Origin of the sequence: Pseudidiomarina gelatinasegens (assembly GCF_004025325.1) — a bacterium.
In the GTDB taxonomy this organism is placed as follows: domain Bacteria; phylum Pseudomonadota; class Gammaproteobacteria; order Enterobacterales; family Alteromonadaceae; genus Pseudidiomarina; species Pseudidiomarina gelatinasegens.
In genome coordinates this window covers 362903-385576 of sequence record NZ_RSFE01000002.1, presented here as the reverse complement: position 1 = coordinate 385576, position 22674 = coordinate 362903, and the positions used below count along the sequence as shown (strand labels likewise).

At 49.5% G+C, this 22674-nt stretch carries 20 protein-coding genes and 8 tRNA genes; 15 read left to right on the top strand and 13 right to left on the bottom strand.

What is annotated here, in order from left to right; genetic code table 11:
- Positions 1-40 precede the first annotated feature (40 nt).
- Positions 41-580, top strand: coding sequence for a phosphatase PAP2 family protein (locus EGC76_RS04120; RefSeq protein WP_128351743.1), 540 nt, complete (start codon positions 41-43; stop codon positions 578-580).
- 38 nt (positions 581-618) lie between these two features.
- Positions 619-1677 (top strand): glycosyltransferase family protein, encoded by a 1059-nt coding sequence (locus EGC76_RS04115; protein WP_128351742.1) that lies wholly within the window; start codon positions 619-621, stop codon positions 1675-1677.
- Between the two features lie 16 nt (positions 1678-1693).
- Here EGC76_RS04115 and EGC76_RS04110 read toward each other — a convergent pair.
- The 3 genes from EGC76_RS04110 to EGC76_RS04100 form a co-directional block, all read right to left on the bottom strand.
- Positions 1694-1770 (bottom strand) — tRNA-Asn (locus EGC76_RS04110).
- Between the two features lie 49 nt (positions 1771-1819).
- Positions 1820-1896, bottom strand: a tRNA-Asn gene (locus EGC76_RS04105).
- A gap of 575 nt (positions 1897-2471) precedes the next feature.
- Positions 2472-3656 (bottom strand): pyridoxal phosphate-dependent aminotransferase, encoded by a 1185-nt coding sequence (locus EGC76_RS04100; protein WP_128351741.1) that lies wholly within the window; start codon positions 3654-3656, stop codon positions 2472-2474.
- Positions 3657-3809: 153 nt separating this feature from the next.
- Here EGC76_RS04100 and EGC76_RS04095 point away from each other — a divergent pair, with 153 nt between their 5' ends.
- From EGC76_RS04095 to EGC76_RS04080, 4 genes are all read left to right on the top strand, one after another.
- On the top strand, positions 3810-5192 hold the full coding sequence (locus EGC76_RS04095; RefSeq protein ID WP_128351740.1) for an MATE family efflux transporter: 1383 nt from the start codon (positions 3810-3812) through the stop codon (positions 5190-5192).
- Positions 5176-7194, top strand: a complete 2019-nt coding sequence (uvrB, locus tag EGC76_RS04090; protein ID WP_128351739.1) for an excinuclease ABC subunit UvrB — start codon at positions 5176-5178, stop codon at positions 7192-7194. Before EGC76_RS04095 ends, uvrB begins: the two co-directional genes overlap by 17 nt.
- A gap of 216 nt (positions 7195-7410) precedes the next feature.
- Positions 7411-7620: a DUF2061 domain-containing protein gene (locus EGC76_RS04085; RefSeq protein WP_128351738.1), complete on the top strand. Its 210-nt coding sequence runs from the start codon at positions 7411-7413 to the stop codon at positions 7618-7620.
- Positions 7621-7677: 57 nt separating this feature from the next.
- Positions 7678-8148 (top strand): DUF2919 family protein, encoded by a 471-nt coding sequence (locus tag EGC76_RS04080; RefSeq protein ID WP_128351737.1) that lies wholly within the window; start codon positions 7678-7680, stop codon positions 8146-8148.
- A 111-nt stretch (positions 8149-8259) separates the two neighbouring features.
- Here the strand turns inward: EGC76_RS04080 and EGC76_RS04075 are convergent.
- Together EGC76_RS04075 and EGC76_RS04070 are read right to left on the bottom strand one after the other, a co-directional pair.
- A tRNA-Val gene (locus EGC76_RS04075) sits at positions 8260-8335 on the bottom strand.
- 30 nt (positions 8336-8365) lie between these two features.
- A tRNA-Val gene (locus EGC76_RS04070) sits at positions 8366-8441 on the bottom strand.
- Positions 8442-8678: 237 nt separating this feature from the next.
- Between EGC76_RS04070 and gltX the strand changes: the two genes are divergently transcribed.
- The 6 genes from gltX to EGC76_RS04040 all read left to right on the top strand — a co-directional run bounded on the left by gltX (position 8679) and on the right by EGC76_RS04040 (position 11548).
- The gene (gene gltX / locus EGC76_RS04065; protein ID WP_128351736.1) at positions 8679-10088 is read left to right on the top strand and encodes a glutamate--tRNA ligase; all 1410 of its coding nucleotides are present in this window, start codon (positions 8679-8681) and stop codon (positions 10086-10088) included.
- Positions 10089-10174: 86 nt separating this feature from the next.
- The gene (gene can / locus EGC76_RS04060; protein ID WP_128351735.1) at positions 10175-10807 is read left to right on the top strand and encodes a carbonate dehydratase; all 633 of its coding nucleotides are present in this window, start codon (positions 10175-10177) and stop codon (positions 10805-10807) included.
- A 176-nt stretch (positions 10808-10983) separates the two neighbouring features.
- Positions 10984-11059 (top strand) — tRNA-Ala (locus tag EGC76_RS04055).
- Positions 11060-11107: 48 nt separating this feature from the next.
- Positions 11108-11183: transfer RNA gene (locus EGC76_RS04050), tRNA-Glu, on the top strand.
- A 104-nt stretch (positions 11184-11287) separates the two neighbouring features.
- Positions 11288-11363, top strand: a tRNA-Glu gene (locus EGC76_RS04045).
- A 109-nt stretch (positions 11364-11472) separates the two neighbouring features.
- A tRNA-Glu gene (locus EGC76_RS04040) sits at positions 11473-11548 on the top strand.
- Between the two features lie 155 nt (positions 11549-11703).
- Here the strand turns inward: EGC76_RS04040 and EGC76_RS04035 are convergent.
- Positions 11704-12327, bottom strand: coding sequence for an arylesterase (locus EGC76_RS04035; RefSeq protein ID WP_128351734.1), 624 nt, complete (start codon positions 12325-12327; stop codon positions 11704-11706).
- A 2-nt stretch (positions 12328-12329) separates the two neighbouring features.
- On the opposite strand from EGC76_RS04035, the gene EGC76_RS04030 reads away from it, so the two are divergent.
- Together EGC76_RS04030 and EGC76_RS04025 are read left to right on the top strand one after the other, a co-directional pair.
- Complete coding sequence (locus tag EGC76_RS04030) at positions 12330-13010, top strand: ABC transporter ATP-binding protein (RefSeq protein ID WP_128351733.1); 681 nt, start codon at positions 12330-12332, stop codon at positions 13008-13010.
- Positions 13000-15522, top strand: coding sequence for an ABC transporter permease (locus EGC76_RS04025; RefSeq protein ID WP_128351732.1), 2523 nt, complete (start codon positions 13000-13002; stop codon positions 15520-15522). The genes EGC76_RS04030 and EGC76_RS04025 overlap by 11 nt, the downstream gene beginning before the upstream one ends.
- 7 nt (positions 15523-15529) lie before the next feature.
- Here the strand turns inward: EGC76_RS04025 and EGC76_RS04020 are convergent, their stop codons facing one another.
- From EGC76_RS04020 to EGC76_RS04010, 3 genes are read right to left on the bottom strand one after another with little or no spacing between them, the layout of a single operon-like run.
- Positions 15530-16387 carry an alpha/beta hydrolase family protein gene (locus EGC76_RS04020; protein ID WP_128351731.1) on the bottom strand — a complete coding sequence of 286 codons (858 nt, stop codon included), beginning with the start codon at positions 16385-16387 and terminating at the stop codon, positions 15530-15532.
- 12 nt (positions 16388-16399) lie between these two features.
- Complete coding sequence (locus EGC76_RS04015; RefSeq protein ID WP_128351730.1) at positions 16400-16699, bottom strand: YciI family protein; 300 nt, start codon at positions 16697-16699, stop codon at positions 16400-16402.
- Complete coding sequence (locus EGC76_RS04010; protein WP_128351729.1) at positions 16699-17253, bottom strand: inner membrane-spanning protein YciB; 555 nt, start codon at positions 17251-17253, stop codon at positions 16699-16701. Before EGC76_RS04010 ends, EGC76_RS04015 begins: the two co-directional genes overlap by 1 nt.
- 117 nt (positions 17254-17370) lie before the next feature.
- Between EGC76_RS04010 and EGC76_RS04005 the strand changes: the two genes are divergently transcribed.
- Positions 17371-18276 (top strand): TIGR01777 family oxidoreductase, encoded by a 906-nt coding sequence (locus EGC76_RS04005; RefSeq protein WP_128351728.1) that lies wholly within the window; start codon positions 17371-17373, stop codon positions 18274-18276.
- On the opposite strand, the gene trpA is transcribed toward EGC76_RS04005, so the two are convergent.
- The 4 genes from trpA to trpD are packed head-to-tail and all read right to left on the bottom strand — an operon-like array spanning position 18248 to position 22674.
- A complete protein-coding gene (trpA, locus tag EGC76_RS04000) occupies positions 18248-19057 on the bottom strand; it encodes a tryptophan synthase subunit alpha (RefSeq protein ID WP_128351727.1) in 810 nt (269 codons plus the stop codon). The genes EGC76_RS04005 and trpA overlap by 29 nt on opposite strands.
- Entirely contained in the window at positions 19054-20259 is a 1206-nt protein-coding gene (trpB, locus tag EGC76_RS03995) for a tryptophan synthase subunit beta (protein ID WP_128351726.1), read from the bottom strand. The genes trpA and trpB overlap by 4 nt, the downstream gene beginning before the upstream one ends.
- Positions 20256-21677 (bottom strand): bifunctional indole-3-glycerol-phosphate synthase TrpC/phosphoribosylanthranilate isomerase TrpF, encoded by a 1422-nt coding sequence (gene trpCF, locus EGC76_RS03990; RefSeq protein WP_128351725.1) that lies wholly within the window; start codon positions 21675-21677, stop codon positions 20256-20258. The genes trpB and trpCF overlap by 4 nt, the downstream gene beginning before the upstream one ends.
- Entirely contained in the window at positions 21670-22674 is a 1005-nt protein-coding gene (trpD, locus tag EGC76_RS03985; RefSeq protein ID WP_128351778.1) for an anthranilate phosphoribosyltransferase, read from the bottom strand. The genes trpCF and trpD overlap by 8 nt, the downstream gene beginning before the upstream one ends.

The following is a 22674-nucleotide window of genomic DNA, read 5'->3' as shown; positions in this document are numbered from 1 at the left end:
AACCAAGCCAGCACCGGCAAGCCACGTGAGGCACCGAGTTATGACAGCTTTTATGGCCAAATGGTTGTTTAAAGTAAGTCAATTTGATCAGCGAACATTTAGCTGGCTGAATCGGCGTCTGCAACGGTTATGTAGGCATCAGGTGGTGCGGTGGGTGTCGCGTTCGGGCGATGGCTACAGTTATGCAGTTATTGCATTATTGATTGCAAGCCTGCACGGCGCTGAGAGCATACCGCTAATAACCACCTTAGTGGTTGGTTTCGCGCTGGAAATACCTTTATTTACATTGCTAAAGCGGTTGCTTAAACGGCAACGGCCGTATCAAAAAAACCCGCATTTTAATTCGATTATTCTCGCGCACGATCAATTTAGCTTCCCGTCTGGACACACCACGGCTGCGTTCTTGTTTGCCGGAATTATGAGCGCGTTTTTCCCGAGCTGGGCGTTGCTGTTGTTCGGTTGGGCAAGCGCTGTTGGTGTTTCGCGGGTGTTACTGGGCGTTCATTATCCTGGCGATATTTTCGCGGGTGCCACACTGGGTTTGGGTATTAGTTGGTATGCGTTAGCGGTAACTGGCTAACGGCTGCTGTTTATAAAGAAGGTAGTAATGGAGGAAGTATGCGTATTCTAATTGGCGTACAAGGCACCGGGAATGGTCATTTAAGCCGCTGTTCAGCGTTAGCTGAGGCACTTTCAATGTACCCAGATGTTCACACACAGTTTTTGATTTCTGGCCGTGATCGCAATCAATTGTTTGATATGGATGCGTTCGGTGACTGGCAATGGCGCCAAGGCCTCTCGTTTGTGGTGGAACAAGGCCGCGTGAATGTGCCGGAAACCTTGCGTAGAAATCAGTGGGGGCAGTTTTGGCATGATGTTAAGGCGCTCGACCTGAGTGAATATGACTTAGTGGTAAGCGACTACGAGCCCATTACTGCATGGGCGGGGCGTTTACAGCGCAAGCAGGTGATTGGGTTAGGGCGTCAGTATGCGTTTTACAAACCCACCCCAAGCCTGCCTATTTCGCTGGCGCAACGGCAAATGTTGCGTTGGTTTGCGCCAACTGACAGACCGGTGGGCATGCATTGGTTTGATGATGCGTCGCATATTTTGCCGCCGATTATTCATCAACGAGGTCGCACGCAAACCATGCAGCCAGGGCATTATGTGGTGTACTTGCCGTTCGAGCCGCTGGCAGCGATTCACGAGCTGTTAAAGCCATTTGATGGCGTTACCTTTCATGTGTTTCATCCTCAAGCTGAGCGGCAGCAGGTTGGGCATATTCATTATCATGCGCCATCGCGAATTGGTTTTGCCGAAGCCGTAGCACGCGCAGAAGGTATTATCAGTAATGCTGGGTTTGAAACGTCCAGCGAAGCGCTGGCTGCTGGTAAGAAAATATTGGTTAAGCCGTTAACTGGGCAATTTGAACAAACCGCTAATGCGCAATGCCTGCAACGTTCACGTTTAGCTCAAGTTATGTGGAAGTTAGATCAAGGAGCGGTTGCGGAATTTCTTGAGCACGGCATGGCAAACACCTGTCATTGGCCTAATGTGGCGCAAGCAGTGGCTGAATGGTTGCATAATGGCGCGCAGGAACCTGTGCACGAGCTTAGTGCAAGATTGTGGCAGCGTTCTGAGTTTGAAGACTATATGGAATGCTTAAGAAGTTACTAGGAGCGTTTCTATAGAATGGCTCCCCAGGTTGGATTCGAACCAACGACACATGGATTAACAGTCCACCGCTCTAACCAACTGAGCTACTGGGGAATTCTATGAGGTATAACCGTATATATAAAGGGAACGTTGTTGGATGTCTTGGCTCCCCAGGTTGGATTCGAACCAACGACACATGGATTAACAGTCCACCGCTCTAACCAACTGAGCTACTGGGGAACACATCCGACAACGGGTGCGAATGTTAAAGGCGGTTGCGGCCTCTGTCAATACTAAAAAATGCTGTTTGCTTGTTTTGTGCTCAAACCGTTGAAAAAAATTAAAGTCAAGTATTTGGAATGAATGCAAGTATTGCATTTGATATATAGCTAGTTTGTCCTTGGTTATCCACATGCCCCCCAATCGCACGTGTTTCAATGGCTAGACAATCTTATCCACTAAATCTGTGGATAACCTTGTGGGAAACTGTGTGAGTTATCATTAATGGTGGGCTATTCGGGCTGATTTAGAGATTGCTTAAAAATTGGCTCTAATTTTAAATAGTCAATAAAAACAGTTGGTTATATAGTTAGTTTACAGGGCGTGTAAAGTTTTTCAGGCGCGCATGTCGTTCGTCGCATTTTGCATCGGTAATTGTGCATTTCTTACCTGATTTGTTCACAAAAGCGACGTTCAGAAAGGTCAAGTAACTTCGTGTAAATACGAACATTAATTTTTTGTGACGAACACATTTTAAACGGCTGTTTTAATACTCTTGTCACAGCCGTGTCACAAAACGAATTACGCCCAAAAAACTATGCTTGGGCGAATTCTTTGATACGACGTACAGCTTCTTTCAGGGTGTCGAGGCTGCATGCAAAAGAGAAGCGGCAGTGGCCTGGTGCGCCGAACGCTGAACCTGGAACTAACGCTACTTTTGCTTCGTTCAGAATCATTTCGCACAACTCAACGTCTGAGCTGGCGCCTTTCATAGCCATTAAGGCATCAATATTGGCAAAGGTGTAGAAAGTACCGTCGCCCGCAATGCATTGCATGCCTGGAATTGCGTTCAAGGCTTCAACGAGGTAGTCGTGGCGTTGTTTAAATGCTTTGACCATCTCGGTAATGCAGCTCTGATCGCCTTCAAGTGCAGCAAGGGCAGCCCATTGGCTGATGCTGGCTGGGTTGGAGGTGCTTTGTGATTGAATCTTCTTCATGGCAGCAATCAGCGGTTTAGGACCCGCCGCGTAGCCGATACGCCAACCTGTCATTGCGTATGCCTTAGAAACACCGGAAAGAATAACGATGCGATCTTTCAAGTCAGGCGCAACCATAGCGATGTTGTGGAAGCTTTCTTCGCTCCACAATATATGCTCGTACATGTCGTCAGTTGCGATCAGAATTTGCGGGTGTTGACGTAACACATCGGCCAAACCTTCCAATTCAGCTTTGGTGTAAGCCGTGCCGGTCGGGTTGGACGGGCTATTTAAAAACATTAACCGTGTTTTGGGCGTGATGGCGGCTTGCAATTGCGCTGGCGTTATTTTGTAGCGCTGCTCAATACCGGCTTCAATAAAGATTGGCTCAGCGCCAACCAGTTTGGCCATATCAGGGTAAGACACCCAATAAGGCGCAGGAATCAATACTTCATCACCCGGATTGAGCCAAGCGCTCAATAGGTTAAAGATGCTGTGCTTGCCACCCGCTGAAATTAGAATTTCGCTGGGCTCATAGCTTAAGCCGTTATCACGTTTGAATTTATCAACCACAGCTTGTTTCAGTTGTGGAATGCCGTCAACCGCGGTGTAGCGGGTATGACCAGCATCAATTGCAGCCTTAGCTGCTGCTTTGACAAATTCTGGTGTATCAAAATCAGGTTCACCCACACCTAAACCAATCACGTTGTGGCCAGCGGCTTTCATTTCAGCGGCTTTTTGAGAAACAGCCAAGGTTGGTGATGGTTGTATAGCATTAACGCGGTCGGATAATTGGTATTTCACGGTGCGATCCTAAACATAGAAGGGGTGAAAAAGTTGCAGCTACTATAACGTTTTCGCGTAATTTTGTCTATTCGATAGCGCCTTATAACATAGCGAAAAAGCTTAAAATTCGTTACACTACGGCTTCTTTTTTCAACACCGGTTACGTAACACATGAGCCAAGCTGTAGCGGCAAAATCTCTACTTCACGATCCAATCCAACCCACACTCTGGCGGATGACCTGGCCAGTGATCATTGGCGTGTTGACGTTAATCAGCTTTAACGTGGTTGATACGTTTTTCGTTGGCATGCTCGGCACAGACCCGCTGGCGGCGGTGAGCTTTACCTTTCCGGTTACCTTTACCGTTGTCAGTTTGGCGATTGGCCTAGGCATTGGCACGTCGGCAGTGATAGCCCGTAAGCGTGGCTCCGGTCGCGAGGAACATGCCCGTTTTGATGGCACCACCGCATTAACGGTGTCGGCATTATTGGTGATGGTGCTGGCGTTAATTGGCTACCTGCTCATGGACCCAATTTTCAGCTTACTACGTGCCCAAGAACGCCTGTTGCCCTACATTCATGACTACATGACCATTTGGTTTATTGGCTCAGTGCTATTGGTGACGCCAATGGTGGGCAACGCCGTGTTGCGGGCGTCAGGGGATACCCGTACCCCGTCACTCATTATGGCTTCGGGCGGTTTGCTGAATGCTATTTTTGACCCTATTTTTATCTTTGGCTTGGGCCCAATTCCGGCCATGGGCGTGCAGGGTGCTGCACTGGCAAGCTTAGTGTCATGGATTATCGGAACGTTTCTGGTGCTCTGGTACCTCAAATATAAGAAGCTACTGGCTTTTCGTGCACCGGCTGATGCCAGTTGGTTGCGCTCGGCGCGTCAGATTCTAAGTATTGGCGTACCCGCTGCGGGTGCGAACATGCTGACGCCACTGGCAATGGCTGTGATTACCGCAATTATCGCCGCTTACGGTGCGCCTGCAGTGGCAGCGTTTGGTGTGGGCTCACGATTGGAGTCGCTGGCAAGCGTGATTATTCTGGCGTTATCAATGTCGTTGCCGCCATTGATTAGTCAAAACTTTGGTGCGCAATCATTTGACCGTGTGGGGGCCGCATATCGTGTTGCCATTCGCAGCGTGCTCATCGTACAACTGATTATTTATGGGTTATTGATTGCAACTGCACCTTGGGTTGCGGCAGCCTTTACCGATGACCCTGAAGTGGCGCGCTTAATTCGACTGTTTATTTATATTATGCCGCTGGGTTACGGCTTGCAGGGCGTTATTATTTTAACCAACTCAAGTTTGAACGCATTGCACCGGCCGATGAACGCTTTTGCGCTTAGCGTCGTACGTTTATTTGTGATGTTTGTACCGCTTAGCTGGTTAGGTGCGGTGCTGTACGATATTCCTGGATTATTTATTGGCGGTGTTATCGCTAACGTATTTACGGCAATTATTGCCTGGTTCTGGTTCCAACGGGGCCTAAAAAGCGAAATATCTCGCGAACGCGATGGAGGTCATCATGAGTCGCGCATTTGAGCTCAAGTCTGACTATCAACCGGCTGGTGATCAACCCCAAGCGATTGAGAAGTTGGTTGACAATTTAGAAGCGGGATTAGCGCACCAAACGCTGCTTGGCGTAACGGGTTCAGGTAAAACCTTTACCATGGCCAATGTGATTGAAAAAGTGCAACGGCCAACCTTAATACTGGCGCACAATAAAACCTTGGCGGCGCAATTGTATGGCGAAATGAAAGAATTCTTCCCCAATAACGCGGTGGAGTACTTCGTTTCCTATTACGACTATTATCAACCGGAAGCTTATGTTCCCACCACCGATACGTTCATTGAAAAAGACGCGTCCATAAACGAACATATTGAACAGATGCGTTTGTCGGCAACCAAAGCATTAATGGAACGCCGTGATGTTGTGTTGGTTGCTTCGGTGTCCTGTATTTATGGTTTGGGTGACCCTGAATCCTATATGAAAATGATGCTGCATTTGCGCCGTGGCGACATCATTGATCAACGCGACGTTTTGCGCCGTCTGGCGCAGTTGCAGTACAAACGCAATGACGCAGCATTTGAGCGTGGCACCTACCGTGTTCGTGGTGAAGTGATTGATATTTTCCCGGCAGAATCTGAGCAACTGGCCATTCGGGTGGAGCTGTTTGATGATGAAATTGATCGCATCAGTTTCTTTGAGCCGCTGACAGGGCAGGTGACTGAAGCCGATGTGGCGCGTGCAACTGTGTATCCAAAAACGCACTATGTTACGCCGCGCGAAACCATTTTAGGCGCCATTGAAGAAATTAAAGAAGAGCTGAAAGATCGTAAACACCAGTTGTTGGATATGAACAAGTTAGTTGAAGAGCAGCGCCTGAGTCAGCGAGTTCAATACGACATCGAAATGATGCTGGAGCTTGGCTATTGTTCGGGCATTGAGAACTACTCACGGTATCTGTCTGGACGTTCGCCGGGCGAGCCGCCGCCAACGTTGCTGGACTACTTACCGGACGATGCCTTGCTGATCATTGATGAGTCGCACGTTACTGTGTCGCAAATTGGTGCGATGTATAAAGGCGACCGTTCGCGTAAAGAAAACTTGGTGAATTACGGCTTCCGATTGCCGTCAGCGCTGGATAACCGGCCATTAAAATTTGATGAATTTGAAGCGATTGCGCCACAAACCATTTATGTGTCTGCAACGCCGGGTAAATATGAGATTGAAAAGTGTGACGGCGACGTGGTGGAGCAGGTGGTGCGGCCAACAGGGCTGATTGACCCGACCATTGAAATTCGTCCGGTGGCAACGCAGGTTGATGACTTGATGTCTGAGGTGCGTATGCGCGTGGAGTTAAACGAGCGCGTATTGGCCACCACACTAACTAAGAAAATGGCCGAAGATTTGTCGGATTATTTAGACGAGCATGGCATCCGTGTGCGTTATCTGCACTCTGATATCGACACCGTTGAGCGGATGGAAATTATCCGCGACCTGCGTCTGGGTAAGTTTGATGTTTTGGTGGGTATCAACTTGCTGCGTGAAGGCTTGGACATGCCAGAGGTTTCCTTGGTGGCAATTCTTGATGCTGACAAAGAAGGCTTCTTGCGTTCTGATCGATCGCTGATACAAACAATTGGCCGCGCAGCACGTAACCTTAACGGGCGGGCTATATTGTATGCTGATCGCATTACCGGTTCGATGCAGCGCGCGATTGATGAAACCGATCGTCGTCGTGCGAAGCAAGTAAGCTACAACGAGGAGCATGGCATCACGCCGAAAGGTCTGATTAAGCGTGTGACTGACGTGATGGATCTTGGTGGCGGTGGTATTCGCGCTCCACGTAAAGAGAAACAGCGCACCGCTGAGCCAGAGCCAGTTTACGATGCGGCGATGTTTGATCCGAAAGTGGTGATGCAGAAAATTGTGCAGACCGAAAAAGAAATGTATCAGGCAGCAAAAGATTTAGAGTTCGAAAAGGCTGCGGCGTTGCGCGATGATTTAACCAAGCTGCGGGAGCAACTTAAAAGACTTTAAAAGCCGTTATTCGTTATTCGTTATTCGTTATTCGTTATTCGTCCGCTGAGCTGTTAGTCCGCGCAAGCGCTATTCGAAGAGAGAGCGCAGCGAACGGACGAAGCACGAACAGCGAAGCGCACGAATAACGCTATTACAGCTATCGGTATTTACTGTTAGATATATAATTTGTAATTGCTATTATCTATCCATAGAAAATTAATGGGGGATATCGCAATGGCGAAGACAGTTTCTTTTGGTGTAATGCACGTAAGCGTTGCGTTTACACTGGTGTGGTTAATGACAGGTGACATTGTGCTCGGTGGAGCGGTGGCATTGATTGAGCCAGTGGTGAATACTTTTGCATACTATTTTCATGAGAAATACTGGGCTGCGAGGAAACAGCGGCAGCAAGGTCGACAAACCGAAACTGTCCACGTAGCATAACCGCACGAAATTATCCTCGCTGGGCTATTTTGCCCCAGCTTAAGGCAGAGACACGCAGTGCGGTTAGAACCAGGTGATGAACGCTATGTAACGCTCGACGGTGTGTTGAAAACGCCGTGGAGTTTGCTGTTTATGTTGTTGTTTTTCATGCGTGGCTACGCGGCTTGGATAATCTCGCTCACCTTTATTGAAGACCCCAATCGTTTATTGAAATTCTTCTACACCAGCACCGAGCAATTTGGTTTGGCGTTGCTTGTAGGCGCTCCTGCAATGCTCATTTTTGTGCTGCTAACGCAAATCAAAGCCGAAATGGCTGAATGGGTGCGGCAAGCATTCCGCATCATGCCGTTATTATTGTGGTTCAGTTGGATAGTCGACGGTGCCTTGTTGCTGAGTTTGGTCAGCAATTTATGGCCAGCGTTTTCAATGGTTAAAGCGTTGTTATTGTTTGGTTGGCTGATGGCCGGATGGATGCTGCTGTTCTCAAGGCATCTAAAGCGATTCAACGCTTTGGTCGTTGTTCGTTAGTCGTTAGTCGTTATTCGTGAAATACGTTTGGGGATTTTTTGCTTGCCGTTTTTTGCTTTCCGAATAACGAGTAACCAATAACGATTAACGCTCTTCTTTTGCAAAAGGAATTGGTGGATGGTACTGGGCTCGAACCAGTGACCCCCGCCTTGTAAGGGCGGTGCTCTCCCAGCTGAGCTAACCATCCATCAGGGAGACACAGAGAAAAATGAAGTAGTGGTGGATGGTACTGGGCTCGAACCAGTGACCCCCGCCTTGTAAGGGCGGTGCTCTCCCAGCTGAGCTAACCATCCTTTTCTCTGCGTTGCGGGGCGTATTATAGGGAGCTTGACGATACTGTCAACAGGAAATATCACTCGATTTGTTCGACTGCTTGGTTTTTCACCATTTCGCCGTAAAAATCAACATCCTGCTTAGTAAAAAGACAATATTCTGTCATTTCGCCTAATGCGCCTACCGCTGCTTCTTGGTAGAATGCTTGGGTAATCTAAGTGCAAAATAACCCGAATAATGCGGAGAATGCAAGAATTATGACAGTAGTCACTCGATTTGCCCCTAGCCCAACCGGCTATCTTCATGTTGGCGGTGCGCGCACGGCCTTATATTCTTGGTTGGTTGCTAAGGCAGCTGGCGGGAAATTTGTGTTACGTATTGAAGATACTGACCGTGAACGCTCAACCCAACCAGCAATAGATGCCATTTTAGAAGGCATGGAATGGTTAGGGTTAACGTGGGACGAGGGCCCGTATTATCAAACCAAACGCTTTGATCGTTACGAGCACTTTATTAACAAGCTGCTAGACGAAGATAAAGCGTATAAATGCTATTGCTCGACGGAACGTCTTGAGCAAATGCGTGAAGCGCAAATGGAAAAAGGCGAGAAGCCACGTTATGACGGGCATTGCCGTGATAACCCGAATGTTTCAGGCGATAAGTACGTGGTGCGTTTCCGTAACCCACAAGAAGGCAGCGTGAAATTTGACGACCACATTCGTGGCCATATTGAATTCGCCAACACCGAGTTGGATGATCTGATTATTGCCCGAAGTGACGGTACGCCAACCTATAATTTCTGTGTTGTTATTGATGACTGGGAAATGGATATCACGCACGTGGTACGTGGTGAAGACCATATCAACAATACCCCGCGCCAAATTAATATTTTAAAAGCGCTTGGCGCGCCAGTGCCTGAGTACGCGCATGTATCGATGATTTTGGGCGACGATGGCAAGAAGCTGTCGAAGCGCCATGGTGCTGTGAGCGTTATGCAATATCGCGATGACGGCTACTTGCCAGAAGCGGTGCTGAACTATTTGGTACGTTTAGGTTGGTCGCATGGCGATCAAGAAATCTTCAGTGTTGAAGAAATGACCAAGCTATTTAGTTTGGATGACGTGAACAAGGCAGCGTCAGCATTTAACACCGAAAAGTTAAATTGGCTGAACCAGCATTACATGAAAAGTCTGCCGGTTGAGCACGTGATTCCTTATCTGCAGTGGCATTTCACCGATCAAGCCATTGACGTGAGCAAAGGGCCAGCGCTGGATAAACTGATTCCGTTGATGGCTGACCGTGTTAAAACCTTGAAAGACATGGCCACGCAAAGCCGGTTTTTCTATGAAGAGTATGAAAACTTTGACGAAGCGGCTGCGAAAAAGCATTTACGCCCAGTTGCCCGTGAAGCGCTTGAAGCGGTGCAAGATAGATTAGCATCGCTAACCGAGTGGAACGCACAAACCATTCAGGCCGCTATTCAGCAAACCGCTGATGACTTGGAAGTTGGCATGGGTAAAGTAGGTATGCCGCTGCGCGTTGCGGTTTCTGGCTCAGGTAATTCACCGTCGTTAGACGTGACGCTGGAGTTAATTCCGCAAGAACAAGTGGTAGGACGTATTGCACGCGCAATTTCGTTTATACTTGAGCGCGAACAAGCGCAGTAACTATCTGTTACGTAAAGGCGCCCTATGGCGCCTTTTTTATGCATCGACTAGTTGCCGTGAAACTCTTACAAGAACGAGAGCGTTAAATGCCAAAAATTCGTCAGTTAATTGCTAATAATTCAGCTTGGGCAAAACGTATGCTCGAGCAAGACCCTGATTTCTTTAATAACCTGGTGGCGCAACAAACGCCGGAGTACTTGTGGATTGGCTGCTCAGACAGCCGTGTGCCGGCAAACCAAGTGGTAGGTATGGCGCCGGGTGAACTTTTTGTGCACCGTAATGTTGCCAACCAAGTGATTCAAACCGATTTTAATTGTTTGTCAGTGGTTCAATACGCTGTTGAAACGCTCAAGGTGAAACACATTTTAGTGGTGGGGCATTATGGGTGTGGTGGTGTGCGCGCTGCGACTGAAAGTTGTTGTCATGGTTTAGTTGATCATTGGTTATTCCCAATTAAAGATATTTATCGCGAGCATCACAAAGAACTTGAAGCGATAACTGATGAGAAAGACCGTATTGATCGCCTGTGCGAATTGAACGTGATAGAGCAGGTGGGTAACCTCGCCAAAACAACCATTGTTCAGCAAGCGTGGGACCGTGGCCAAGACTTAGCAATTCACGGTTGGGTGTACAGCATTGAAGACGGTTTAGTGCGTGATATGGAAGTAACTGTGCGCGATAGGGCGTCGTTAGAACGCATTTATCACTTCGACGATTAAAACCCAGAAGTGGTGAGAGTTTAGGCAGAATTGATCGTGATTTGTTCGAACTGTCTTATTTTTCGGCAAACGATTCATTTTACCAAAAAAAAGGTTGACGGTGGTGCGCGAATTACCCTAGAATTCGCCCCGCTGTCAGGGTACTGATGCAGCACACGAATATTTAGTGTTGGTGTGGGGCTATAGCTCAGCTGGGAGAGCGCTTGCATGGCATGCAAGAGGTCAGCGGTTCGATCCCGCTTAGCTCCACCAAAGCTGCAGCTCAGTAGTGAAAATCTGATAGTGTTTTAATTCTGGTGCGTCCCCTTCGTCTAGAGGCCTAGGACACCGCCCTTTCACGGCGGTAACAGGGGTTCGAATCCCCTAGGGGACGCCACTCTTTAAAACCGTTATTCGTTGGTCGTTATTCGTTACTCGCAAGAGCCAAACGAAGAACAATAACGAATAGCTAATAACGAGTAACCAGAATGTTTGTCCGGGGTCCCCTTCGTCTAGAGGCCTAGGACACCGCCCTTTCACGGCGGTAACAGGGGTTCGAATCCCCTAGGGGACGCCACTTCTTTAAAGCAAAAGCGTTATTCGTTATTCGAACGTTCGCTTCGCTCACTCTTCGTCCGTGCTTCGCACTGTTCGATGTAGACTGCAATTTAGATTGATGAGTCCTTGTCCCCTTCGTCTAGAGGCCTAGGACACCGCCCTTTCACGGCGGTAACAGGGGTTCGAATCCCCTAGGGGACGCCACTTCTTTAAGGCCGTTATTCGTTATTCGAACGTTCACTTCGTTCACTCTTCGGCCGTGCTTCGCACTCTTCGATAAAACACAAACCAATAATGAATAACCAAAAACGTTTTTCCGAACAGCGCAGCGTACGAACAGCGAAGCGCACGAAACACGATTAACGCCTTTCGATCAATTCCAGTAAGTGTTCTTCCATGATATCTGCGATAAGCGGTTGTGCTTCGCGATTCGGATGAATACCGTCACCTTGCATCAAATTCTCATTTTCAATAATGCTTTCCATAAAGAACGGAATAAGCGGCACTTTTTGCTGTTCGGCGACCTGTGGGAAAATGTTTGCGAACATTTCACTGTAGCGCTGGCCGTAGTTCGGCGGAATTCTCACCTGACTTAACGCAACTTTAGCGTCCTGCTGTTGCAATTGCATGATAATCTGTACCAAATTGTCTGAGATAGCTGCTGGGGTAAAACCGCGTAGACCATCGTTGCCGCCAAGTTCAACAAATACTGCATCAGGTTGATGGCGTTCGATAACCCCAGCTAAACGATTTAATGCACCTTGGGTAGTGTCGCCACTAATGCTGGCGTTAATGAGCGTAATGTCAGGATATTTTTCGGCCCAACGATCTTGCAGCACGCCTACCCATGACTCGCTTTGCGCCATGCCGTAACCGGCACTGAGGCTGTCTCCTAAAACAACAAGTGAGACATTTGCCGAAACTGGACGTATAACAACCAACAGTGCGACGATAACCAACAATTTAGCTAGGAAGTTTTTCATAAATGCTTATTCAAACCACTCAATTAGAGAAAAAAGTTACAACTCAAGACGGTATTCTACACATTTTACAGCCGATTGACCTCTCCATAAAAGAGGGCGAGACGGTGGCTATTGTCGGTGCATCCGGCTCTGGTAAGTCGACTCTACTCGCGTTGCTTGCGGGATTAGACCTTGCAAGTGGCGGAGATGTTTCTATAGATAACGTAAAGTTGAGCGATTTGGATGAGGAGCAACGCGCAAAAGTGCGCGCCGACAAAATTGGCTTTATTTTTCAGTCGTTTTTATTGATCCCCAGTTTGACTGCGTTAGAAAACGTGATGCTACCGGCTGAGCTGGCAGGGCATAAAAATGCTGAGCAGCAGGCACGTGATCTACTGACCAAAGTAGGTCTTGCCGAGCGTTTGACCCATTATCCAAACCAATTGTCTGGCGGTGAGCAACAACGCGTTGCCATTGCCCGGGCGTTTATTGGTACACCTAAAATTTTATTTGCTGATGAACCAACCGGTAACCTGGACGCTACCACAGGCCATAAAGTTGAAGACTTATTGTTTCAGATGAACGAAGAGTCGGGCACTACACTGGTGATGGTTACCCATGATGCGGAGTTGGCGAATCGATGCCAGCGCGTGTTGCGCATGGATGCAGGCCGACTGGCTGAGGTGACGCGCGATGTGGCATAAGATTTCATGGCGCTTATTGCGCCACGAGCTTAAGCGTGGCGAATTAACTATTATGGCAGCAGCAATTGTGCTGTCGGTTACTGCCGTGCTGTCGTTGTCGTTATTTACCGAGCGCTTGCAAACTGGCTTGTTGGCGCGTAGCGCCGAATTCTTAGCGGCCGACCGGGTGTTGAGTTCACGGAGAACCATCGATCACGAATGGGTCGAGCAAGCGCAGGAATATGACCTACAAACCGCGAATCGTGTGGTATTCAACAGCATGGCGTTCGCAAACGATGAACTGGCCTTGGTGGATATCAAAGCGGTTAGCGATGGCTACCCACTGCGCGGTGAGCTGCGTACAGCTCTGGAGCCTTTTGGCGAAGAAACTACCGCTGAGGGGTTACCTGGTGCTGGCGAGGCCTGGGTTGCTGCAGCTTTGTTTCAAGAACTTAATTTACAAGTTGGCGACCAGATTGAAATTGGTGAAACCCGCTTCAATGTAACCCGCGTACTGACTTATGAACCGGATGTCGGTTTCTCAGTATTTACTGACAGCCCAAATGTGTTGATTAACTATAACGAGCTTGAACAAACAGGCTTGATTCAGCCTGGCTCGCGCGTGCGTTACAACATCTTATATGCGGGTGAAGTGGCACAGTTGGAAAGCTACTACGAGTGGCTATTACCACAACTAAACGATGACACCCACAACTGGCGCAGCATTGAAGATGGAGACAGCCCGTTGGCACGCAGTTTAAAGCGTGCTGAGCGGTTCATGTTGCTAGCGAGCCTACTTGGTGTGGTACTTGCTGCAACAGCGGTGGCGGTGGCCGCACAACGCTACTGTCAGCGCAACTATGACGTGGTGGCCATTTTCAAAACCCTGGGTGCCGACAAAGCACAGATTCAGCGTATTTTTATTCTGCATTTGTTGTTACTGACAGTTATTAGCATCGCGGTTGGCTTGGCGTTGGGCTGGGTACTGCAGGCCCAAGTTATTGAGTTCGTCGCGGCGCAACTTGGTGCTGAATTGCCGGCAGCAGGCATAAAGCCCTACATTTTAGCCTCAGCAACAGGCTTAGTCAGTGCGGTAATGTTTACGTTGTATCCATTGTTGCGCTTGATTTCGATTCCGCCGTTACGGGTTCTGAACCGGCAATTGACCGGTACCGACAAACTGCGCTGGCTGCATTGGGTGGCCTCAGCGGGCACTATCTATGCATTACTACTGATTTATAGCCAGCAATGGTTGCTGTCGACCGCATTGTTCGCGGGTGGCTCGGTGGCCGCGGTACTGTTGTTATTGGTTGGGCGAGTATTTATTCGTGCAAGCCGACAAGCAGGTATGCAGGCGGGTAGTGCATGGCGCTTGGCTATGGCTGGTTTGCAGCGCCGCGCCCAAGAGAATAGTGTGCAAATGCTGAGCTTTTCAACGGCAATTATGTTGTTGCTGCTGGTGTTGGCGCTGCGTAATGAGCTTCTTGATGATTGGCAGCGCCAATTACCCGATGATGCGCCGAACTACTTTATTGTGAATGTGGCACCGGATGATGTGGGTGAGCTGCGTGATCGCTTTGCTGAGCGCGACATTGTGTCAAATGACATGTATCCGGTGGTGCCGGGCCGGATGACGGCCGTTAATGGTGTGCCGGTACGTGATGAAGTGACGAAAGAGGCTGGCGGTGACGAAGCCAATACCCAAACCAATAATGCGGAACAGCGCGAAGGTTTTGGTCGCGAGCTGTCGTTGACGTGGCGCGATGATTTACCACCTAACAATACGATTGTGGCCGGCGACTGGTGGGGCGAAGCGCCACAACCGCAGGTTTCAGTTGAAGCTGAAGTTGCTGAACGGATGAATTTGAGCGTGGGTGACCAGCTTGAATTTAACATTGGCGGTAACACCTTTGAGGTGCCAATAACCAGTATTCGCGAAGTGAACTGGGGTACCTTGCAGCCGAACTTCTTTATGATTTTCAATACGGCGACCTTGGAAGATTTTCCAGCAACATTTATCTCTAGTTTTAATTTGCCGCGCGAGCGTCAAAGCGAGCTGTATGAGTTGTTCAAACCATTCCCACAAGTGTCACTGATTGATCTTGATGCCATAATGGACCAACTGCGCGAAGTGATTGAGCAAGTCAGTATTGCGATTGCGTTTGTGCTGGTGTTGGTGCTGATTGCTGGAATATTGGTGTTGCTTGCCCAAGTTCAAGCTTCCATGGAGGAGCGTCAAAAAGAACTGGTGATTTTGCGAACCTTAGGTGCGCCGGCGAAGTTATTGAGCCGTAGTGTTACCTACGAGTTTGTTATTTTGGGCGCAATTAGCGGGCTTATCGCTACCCTTGCAATGGAGTTGTCGCTGTGGATACTGCAAACCCAAGTGTTTGAAATGGGCGCAACCTTGCATTGGCGGTTCTGGTTAGTGGGCCCGGTAGCGGGTGCGCTTGTAGTGGGCACACTTGGCCGCTTGGCGTGTAACCGATTGGTACGCAGAAACACGGCGCAGTTGATTCGTAAGCTCGCGTAATGCGAGCTTACGCTTTGAAAGCCGCTTGAATGTGCTCAGCAAATAGTGCTGGCCAATGTTGATCATAGCTTTTGCGAAACACCGCAAAATGACCAATACGGCTGGCATTAATATCCGCTGGTGCTATCACATGACGTTGCTGTGGCGCGTTGGCGTAGAAATCATGCATGGCGTTGATATTATGCGCGGTAAGCATTTCATCGTCGGTAAAGCTTAGTGACGTGATGGGTGTGGTGATGTTGGCGTAGCGTTGATAGTGCTGCTCCGCGCCAACCAAATAATCTGGGTGTAAACACCAACTGCGCCATTGTTGCATGGCGGCTGCCGGTACATCACCAACAATCCCAAGTTTGCGGCCCGGGAAATATCCGGCTAATGGAATCAGCCATGGCGTAATAGCACGCCACAAAACCCACGACTTATACTTCAATTGCGGCTTGGTGTCTTTCCAATAGCCCGTTCCCGTAGCGACAGTGATCATGTGCTTTACGTGCTGATTGTTTGGCACCATTCCAAAAAGTTGCCCGCCAATGCTATGGGCGAACCACAGTAAAGGTAACTCAGGATGCTGGCTTACTGCGTAATCAATGACTGCGGCCGCATCATAGGTTGCCCAGTCGGTTACTGTGGTGGAAACCTGAGGGAGTGGCTTATTAATTGATGCACCAATGCCGTAATAGTCGAAGCTAATGACATGGTAGCCTTGTTGACATAACCATTCGCAAAAAGACTGGTAAAAAGCCTGTGGCACAGCCATGGCAGGTGCCAGAATTATTACCCCTTGGGCGTGCTGGGCACGCCACTCATAGGCAACTACGTGGCGTGCTGGAGCCGCCTGAAGCGTAATGCGATGTGGGTTGGTCATATTTTGGTCATATTATGGCAAGGCTTTGATATAAGGTTTTACCGTTACTTGATGGTAGACGCCAGCGGCAATATAAGGGTCGGCATCGGCCCATGCTTGCGCGGCCGCTAAACTATCAAACTCCGCCACGACCATGGAGCCGGTAAAACCCGCTTCACCGGGATCAGAACTAGCGATAGCTGGGCATGGGCCAGCCACCAGCAGGCGGCCATCGGCTTGCAGTTGCTTGAGGCGCTCTAAATGGGCAGGACGGGTTGCGCGGCGCGCAGCTAAACTGTTTGGTGCATCTTCGGCCCAAATGACAAACCACATTATTCAATTTCCTCTGCATCTTTTTCACGATCGGTGTGATGTTTAAACATGTAAGCGCCAGAAAACACGCTAAATACCAGGGTGGCACCCAAAATTCCGAACACTTTAAAATTAACCCATGCGTCAAGGCTCATGGCTTCGGCGATGTAAACATTAATTACGGCAAGGCTGAGGGCGAAAATTACCCATGCATAGGTAAGGCGATGCCACGCAAAAACAGGTAAGTTAATTTCGCTACCAAGCATACTCTGTAATGGACTTTTCTTTTTCCACCACAAACCAACTAGTAAAAATAGCGCGATAGCGACATAAATTACGGTTACTTTGATCTTAACGAACCACTCATCGTGTAAAAAGAGTGTGATGCTGCCAAATATCAGCACGGCCCACATGACAATCCAATGGCGCGGGGTAACGGGTTCGCGCATGAATTTCATGCCAATAATCTGCATTACAGTGGCGATCATCAATACCCCAGTGGCAATAAAGATGTCACCGAGCAGATAAAAAATGAAGAATAAAATTAACGGCAAATATTCGAGCACTAACAGCATGATGAATTCCGGTTTACGATAGTTGAAGCAGTGTGCCAGAAAAGTTTGTGACGTACTAGATTCAATGACTACACTGTAACATGATCAATTATAGAAATTACTCAGCGAGAGGCCAGCATGAAATTATTAATTACGGGCGGAACAGGACTTATTGGGTCGGCGCTGATCCCTCATCTTGTGAATGATTATCAGGTGACGGTAATTAGCCGCAATCCGCAACGGGCGCTAGAGCGCCTTGGTAATAGCGTTCATGTGGTCAAAAGCTTGGATGAAATATCTGAATTAAGTGACTTTTATGGCGTGATTAACCTGCAAGGTGAGGGTATTGCGGATAAGCGCTGGAGTTCGCGTCAAAAGTTACGTATTGAGCAAAGTCGTTGGAACATTACCCGCAAGCTTACCGAACGTATGCAAAATGCGGCGCAGCCACCGCAGGTGTTTATCAGTGGCTCGGCAATTGGCTATTACGGAGCACAGGGTGAGACGCCAGTCACCGAAGCGACTAAGGTAGAAGCGGACGATTTTGCGCATCATTTATGTGCTGAGTGGGAGCGCTTAGCGCTTGCGGCACAGTCTGAAAAAACGCGTGTGTGTGTGTTACGCACCGGCGTGGTTTTAGCGCCTGAAGGGGGTGCATTGAAAAAGATGCTACCGCCTTACCTGTTAGGGTTAGGTGGCCCGCTAGGGCACGGTAAGCAAGGCTTTAGCTGGGTTCATTTAGACGACATGGTCGGCATTATTCTGTTTTTACTGCAGCACGAACAAGCGCAGGGCATATTTAATGCCACCGCACCGCAACCTGTAGCGCAAGAAGAGTTCAGTAAAACGTTAGCGCGCGTGCTGCGCAAGTCGCATTTTATGCGGGTACCCGCGTGGGCATTGAAGTTAATGCTGGGTGAGATGTCACAGATGCTACTAACCGGCCAGTTGGTGTTGCCTGAGCGTTTGCAACAGGCCGGTTATCAGTTTAAGTACCCACAGCTTGAGACGGCACTTAAGGATTGTTTGTTGCCTTCTTCATAGTGCGCACAAAACTTTCCAGGTGCGCAGTGAGTTCGGCTTCATTGTGTTGGTACTGCTCAATAATACGCACAATGGCCGAGCCACAAATTGCCCCTGCGGCACCTGATTCAATTGCAGCGCGCACGTGTTCTGGCGTGGCAATACCGAAACCGAGCAGCGGTGGCGCACTATGGTGTGCCTTCAGCAGCTTGATGATCTCGGTGGCAGGTGCTTGCATTTGTGTGTCAGCACCGGTTACTCCCGCACGACTCAACAAATACACATAGCCTTGGCTATTCGCTGCAACCCGCTCGAGGGTTGTTTCCGAAGCGTCAGGCGGTGCGATATAAATTGGCGCAATGCCATGCTTTTTGGCAGCTTCACCAAAAGGAATGCCTTCGCGAACCGGAACATCGGCAATTAGCACCGAGTCGACGCCAGCCTTTGCACAGCGTTGGTAAAAATCATCCGAGCCCTTGCTGACGACTAGATTTGCATAAACCAATAAACCTATCGGCAGGTCAGGGTGTCGGGCGCGGATGGTTTCGATAATGTCGAACGCATCACTGATACGGGTACCCGCAGCCAATGCGCGAATGTTTGCTTGTTGAATGGTGGGGCCATCCGCAACCGGATCAGAAAATGGTAAACCCAGTTCAAGTGCATCGGCGCCGCCCGCAATTAACGCTTCAATAACTTTTAAGCTCAACTCGGGCGTTGGATCGCCCAGCGTCACGAAGGGCACGAATGCGCCTTGGTTGGCTTGCTGCAAGTTGTTGAAAAGGTTTTCGTAACGGCTCATGCTTGCTCTCCCTGTGCAAAGATACGGCGCACGTGATCAATGTCTTTATCGCCACGCCCAGATAGATTTAACAACAACACTTCTGGCGCATCTGACTCCGCTGCTCGGCGCAACGCATAAGCCAATGCGTGGGCAGACTCAAGCGCGGGAATAATGCCTTCATGTTGAGCCAGCAGTTTAAATGCTTCAAGTGCCTCGGTGTCCGTGACTGATTCGTAACGTGCACGGCCGATTTCACGTAAATGAGCATGTTGCGGGCCCACACCGGGGTAATCCAGCCCCGCTGAAACCGAATAGCTTTCTTCAATTTGACCTTCGTCGGTTTGCATTAAGAACGAACGGCAACCGTGTAATATACCTGGTTTACCGGCGGCTAAGGTGGCGCCATGTTCATGGGTGTGAACGCCTTTACCAGCTGGTTCAACGCCGACCAATTCTACGCCGGTTTCGTCAATAAACTCGGCAAACATACCAATGGCATTGGAGCCCCCACCGACACACGCAATAACTTCGTCGGGTAAGCGACCAATGCGTTCAAGAATTTGTGCCTTGGCTTCGGCTCCGATCATCCGGTGAAACTCACGAACAATGGTTGGGAATGGATGCGGACCCGCTGCGGTACCCAACAAGTAATGGGTGGTGCTGTAGCTCGCGGTCCAGTCGCGCATAGCCTCGTTAACGGCATCTTTCAACGTGCCGCTACCTGAATCAACGGGTACCACTTTGGCGCCCATTAATTCCATACGAAATACATTCGGCTGTTGGCGGGCAACGTCCTTGGCGCCCATATAGATAATGCACTCAAGGCCAAGCAATGCGCAGGCCAATGCAGTTGCGGTGCCATGCTGTCCCGCGCCCGTTTCGGCAATAATGCGATTTTTGCCCATGCGCTTAGCGAGTAGCGCTTGGCCGAGTACTTGGTTGGTTTTGTGTGCACCGCCATGCAGAAGATCTTCGCGTTTAAGGTATATTTTCGTTCCATTCGGCGACGTTAGCGGCAAGTTGCGGCAAAGTGACAACGGCGTTGGACGGCCCAAGTAGTTCTTTAATAAATCAAAAAACTCAGCCTGAAAGGCGGGGTCATTTTGTGCATCAATAAATGCTTGCTCAAGTTGATCAAGCGCGGGGAGCAATATTTCTGGCACAAATTGCCCGCCAAAATCACCAAAGTAAGCTGAAAGTTTTTGTGGTTGGGTACTCATGATACTGCCTCCTGACCTTGGTGCGTGCGGTCATTGGTTTTTCCGTAAGTGCGAATGGATTCAAAAAGTGCAATGATTTTACCGGCGTCTTTACGGCCCTTGGCATACTCCACACCAGAGTTTACATCAAGGCGCGTTACCCCAGTTGCCAGCGCGGCTGGCAAATTCTCTAAGCTTAAGCCGCCGGCCAAAATACACTGGCTACGCTGTGCGGCACTTAGCCCTTCGAGCAATGCCCAATCAAACGGCTGACCACTGCCACCGAAGCGGTTATCCAGTAGGAAGGCGTCGACTTCCAATTGCGGTAGTACCAGCGGCTCATCAACGCCAACTGCCTTCCACACCTTGGTATGTGCGGGCAGGGCTTTGCGTAACTCGCTGATATAGTCAATGTCTTCTTGTCCGTGTAATTGCACCACGGCCAAGTTCAGTTGCTGTGCGGTTTGTGCCACCTGGGTTAGCGGCTGGTCCGCAAATACGCCAACAAAGGCAAGATTAGGCTCAGCGGCGACGATTTGCTGGGCTTGTTCACTGGTGACAAAGCGTGGTGAATGGCCAACAAATATTAGCCCACCGTATGCAGCCCCAGCTGCGCGAACGGCCATGGCATCCGCCGGTTCAGTTAAACCACAAACTTTGTGTTCACCATAGATGAGTTCACGGCAGGCTTGGTCCACGTTTGCTTGTTTCGATAACGCGCTGCCAATTAAAAATCCGTCAACAAAGGGCGCCGTAGCGGCTACTTGGCTATGTGTTTCATAACCAGACTCTGCCACCACCAACACATCGCTTGGAATGCGCTGACTCATTTCAATACTACGTTGTGGGTCGATAGTTAGATCGTGCAAGTTGCGGTTATTAATCCCAATTATTTTTGCCTTCAGGCGCAGCGCTCTATCCAGTTCTTGCTCCGTGGCAACTTCCGTGAGCACGTCTAGTTTCAGTTCTTCGGCTAGGGTAGCAAGTTGCTGATAGGTGTCGTCGGTTAAAATCGACAGCATCAGCAAAATGGCGTCGGCGCCAAAATGACGGGCGAGTACCACTTGCTCGGGCATGACAATGAAGTCTTTGCATAAAACCGGCTGGCTAACCGCAGCACTTACCGCGGCAAGATAGCGAAAGTCACCCTGAAAGTAGTCCGGCTCGGTTAGCACTGAAATCGCATCGGCATAGCGGCTATAGGTTTGCGCCAGGCTGACTGGATTAAAGTCTGGACGAATTAATCCTTTCGAAGGTGATGCTTTTTTGCATTCTAAAATAAAGCTCGCACGTGGCTGTGCTAAGGCTTTGTGTAGGCTGCGACGGCTGGGTGTGAGGTTGGCTTGAATCTGCTTAAGATCCAATTCAGCCAATTGCTCAGCGATACGTTCACGGCGCGCGGCAACAATAGTTTCAAGTACGGATGCGGAATCAGCCACGGTTAAACTCCTGCAATTTATGTAAATGCTCAAGCGCAGTGCCAGCCGCTAAGTGCTCGAGCACAGCGCTGGTTGCTTGGCGTAGGTCACTGAATTGATCGGTAACATACAACATGGCAGCCACTGTCACGGCTATGGCGTTGTGCTGCGCGGCGGTGGCTTTGCCTGCCAGCACCTGTTGCAACAATTGTGCGTTAAAGTCAGCGTCACCTCCGGCAAGTTCGGCCACACTGGCTTCAGTGACACCAAAATCTGCTGGGGTTAGGGTGTACTCGTGCAGCTCACCATCGCGCAATTCAACCACATGGGTTGGGCCATGCAAGGCAATTTCGTCAAGCCCGGAACCGTGCACTACCATGGCCCGTTGGCAACCTAATAGGCGCAGGGTCTCGGCCATGGGGCGGCACCAGCTTGGGTCATATACGCCTAAAACTTGAGCATCAGGGCGGGCTGGGTTCACCAGCGGGCCAAGTAAATTAAAGAGGGTGCGCGTTTTTAACGTTTGGCGGCTTGGCATCGCATACCGAATGCCGGGGTGGTAGTGCGGTGCGAATAAGAAGCAAAAGTTATAATCGTCCAGTTGCTGTTCAGCAATTGCGGGGTCTTGTGTAACAGACAGCCCGAGACTTTCGAGTACGTCGGCCGAACCTGAGCGCGATGACACACTGCGGTTGCCATGTTTGGCAACGGTGAGGCCCATACTTGCCGCAACCAATGCTGCGGTGGTGGAGATGTTCATGGTGTTGCTGCCATCGCCACCGGTGCCACAGCTGTCAATTACCGGCCGTTGCGGGCGTTGAAACGGCTTTGCCGCGCGGCGCAAGGCTTGCGCTGCGCCTGCCATTTCGGGAGGCTGTTCGCCGCGTAGCTTCATGGCAATCAGTGCGGCCGTTATCTGAATATCATTGAGTTCGCCTTTTACTAAGTGATCAAAAAGCTTCTCGGCTTGCTCTAGCGTGAGTGCTTCGCCATTCAGTAAGGCATTAAGTGTTTGCAT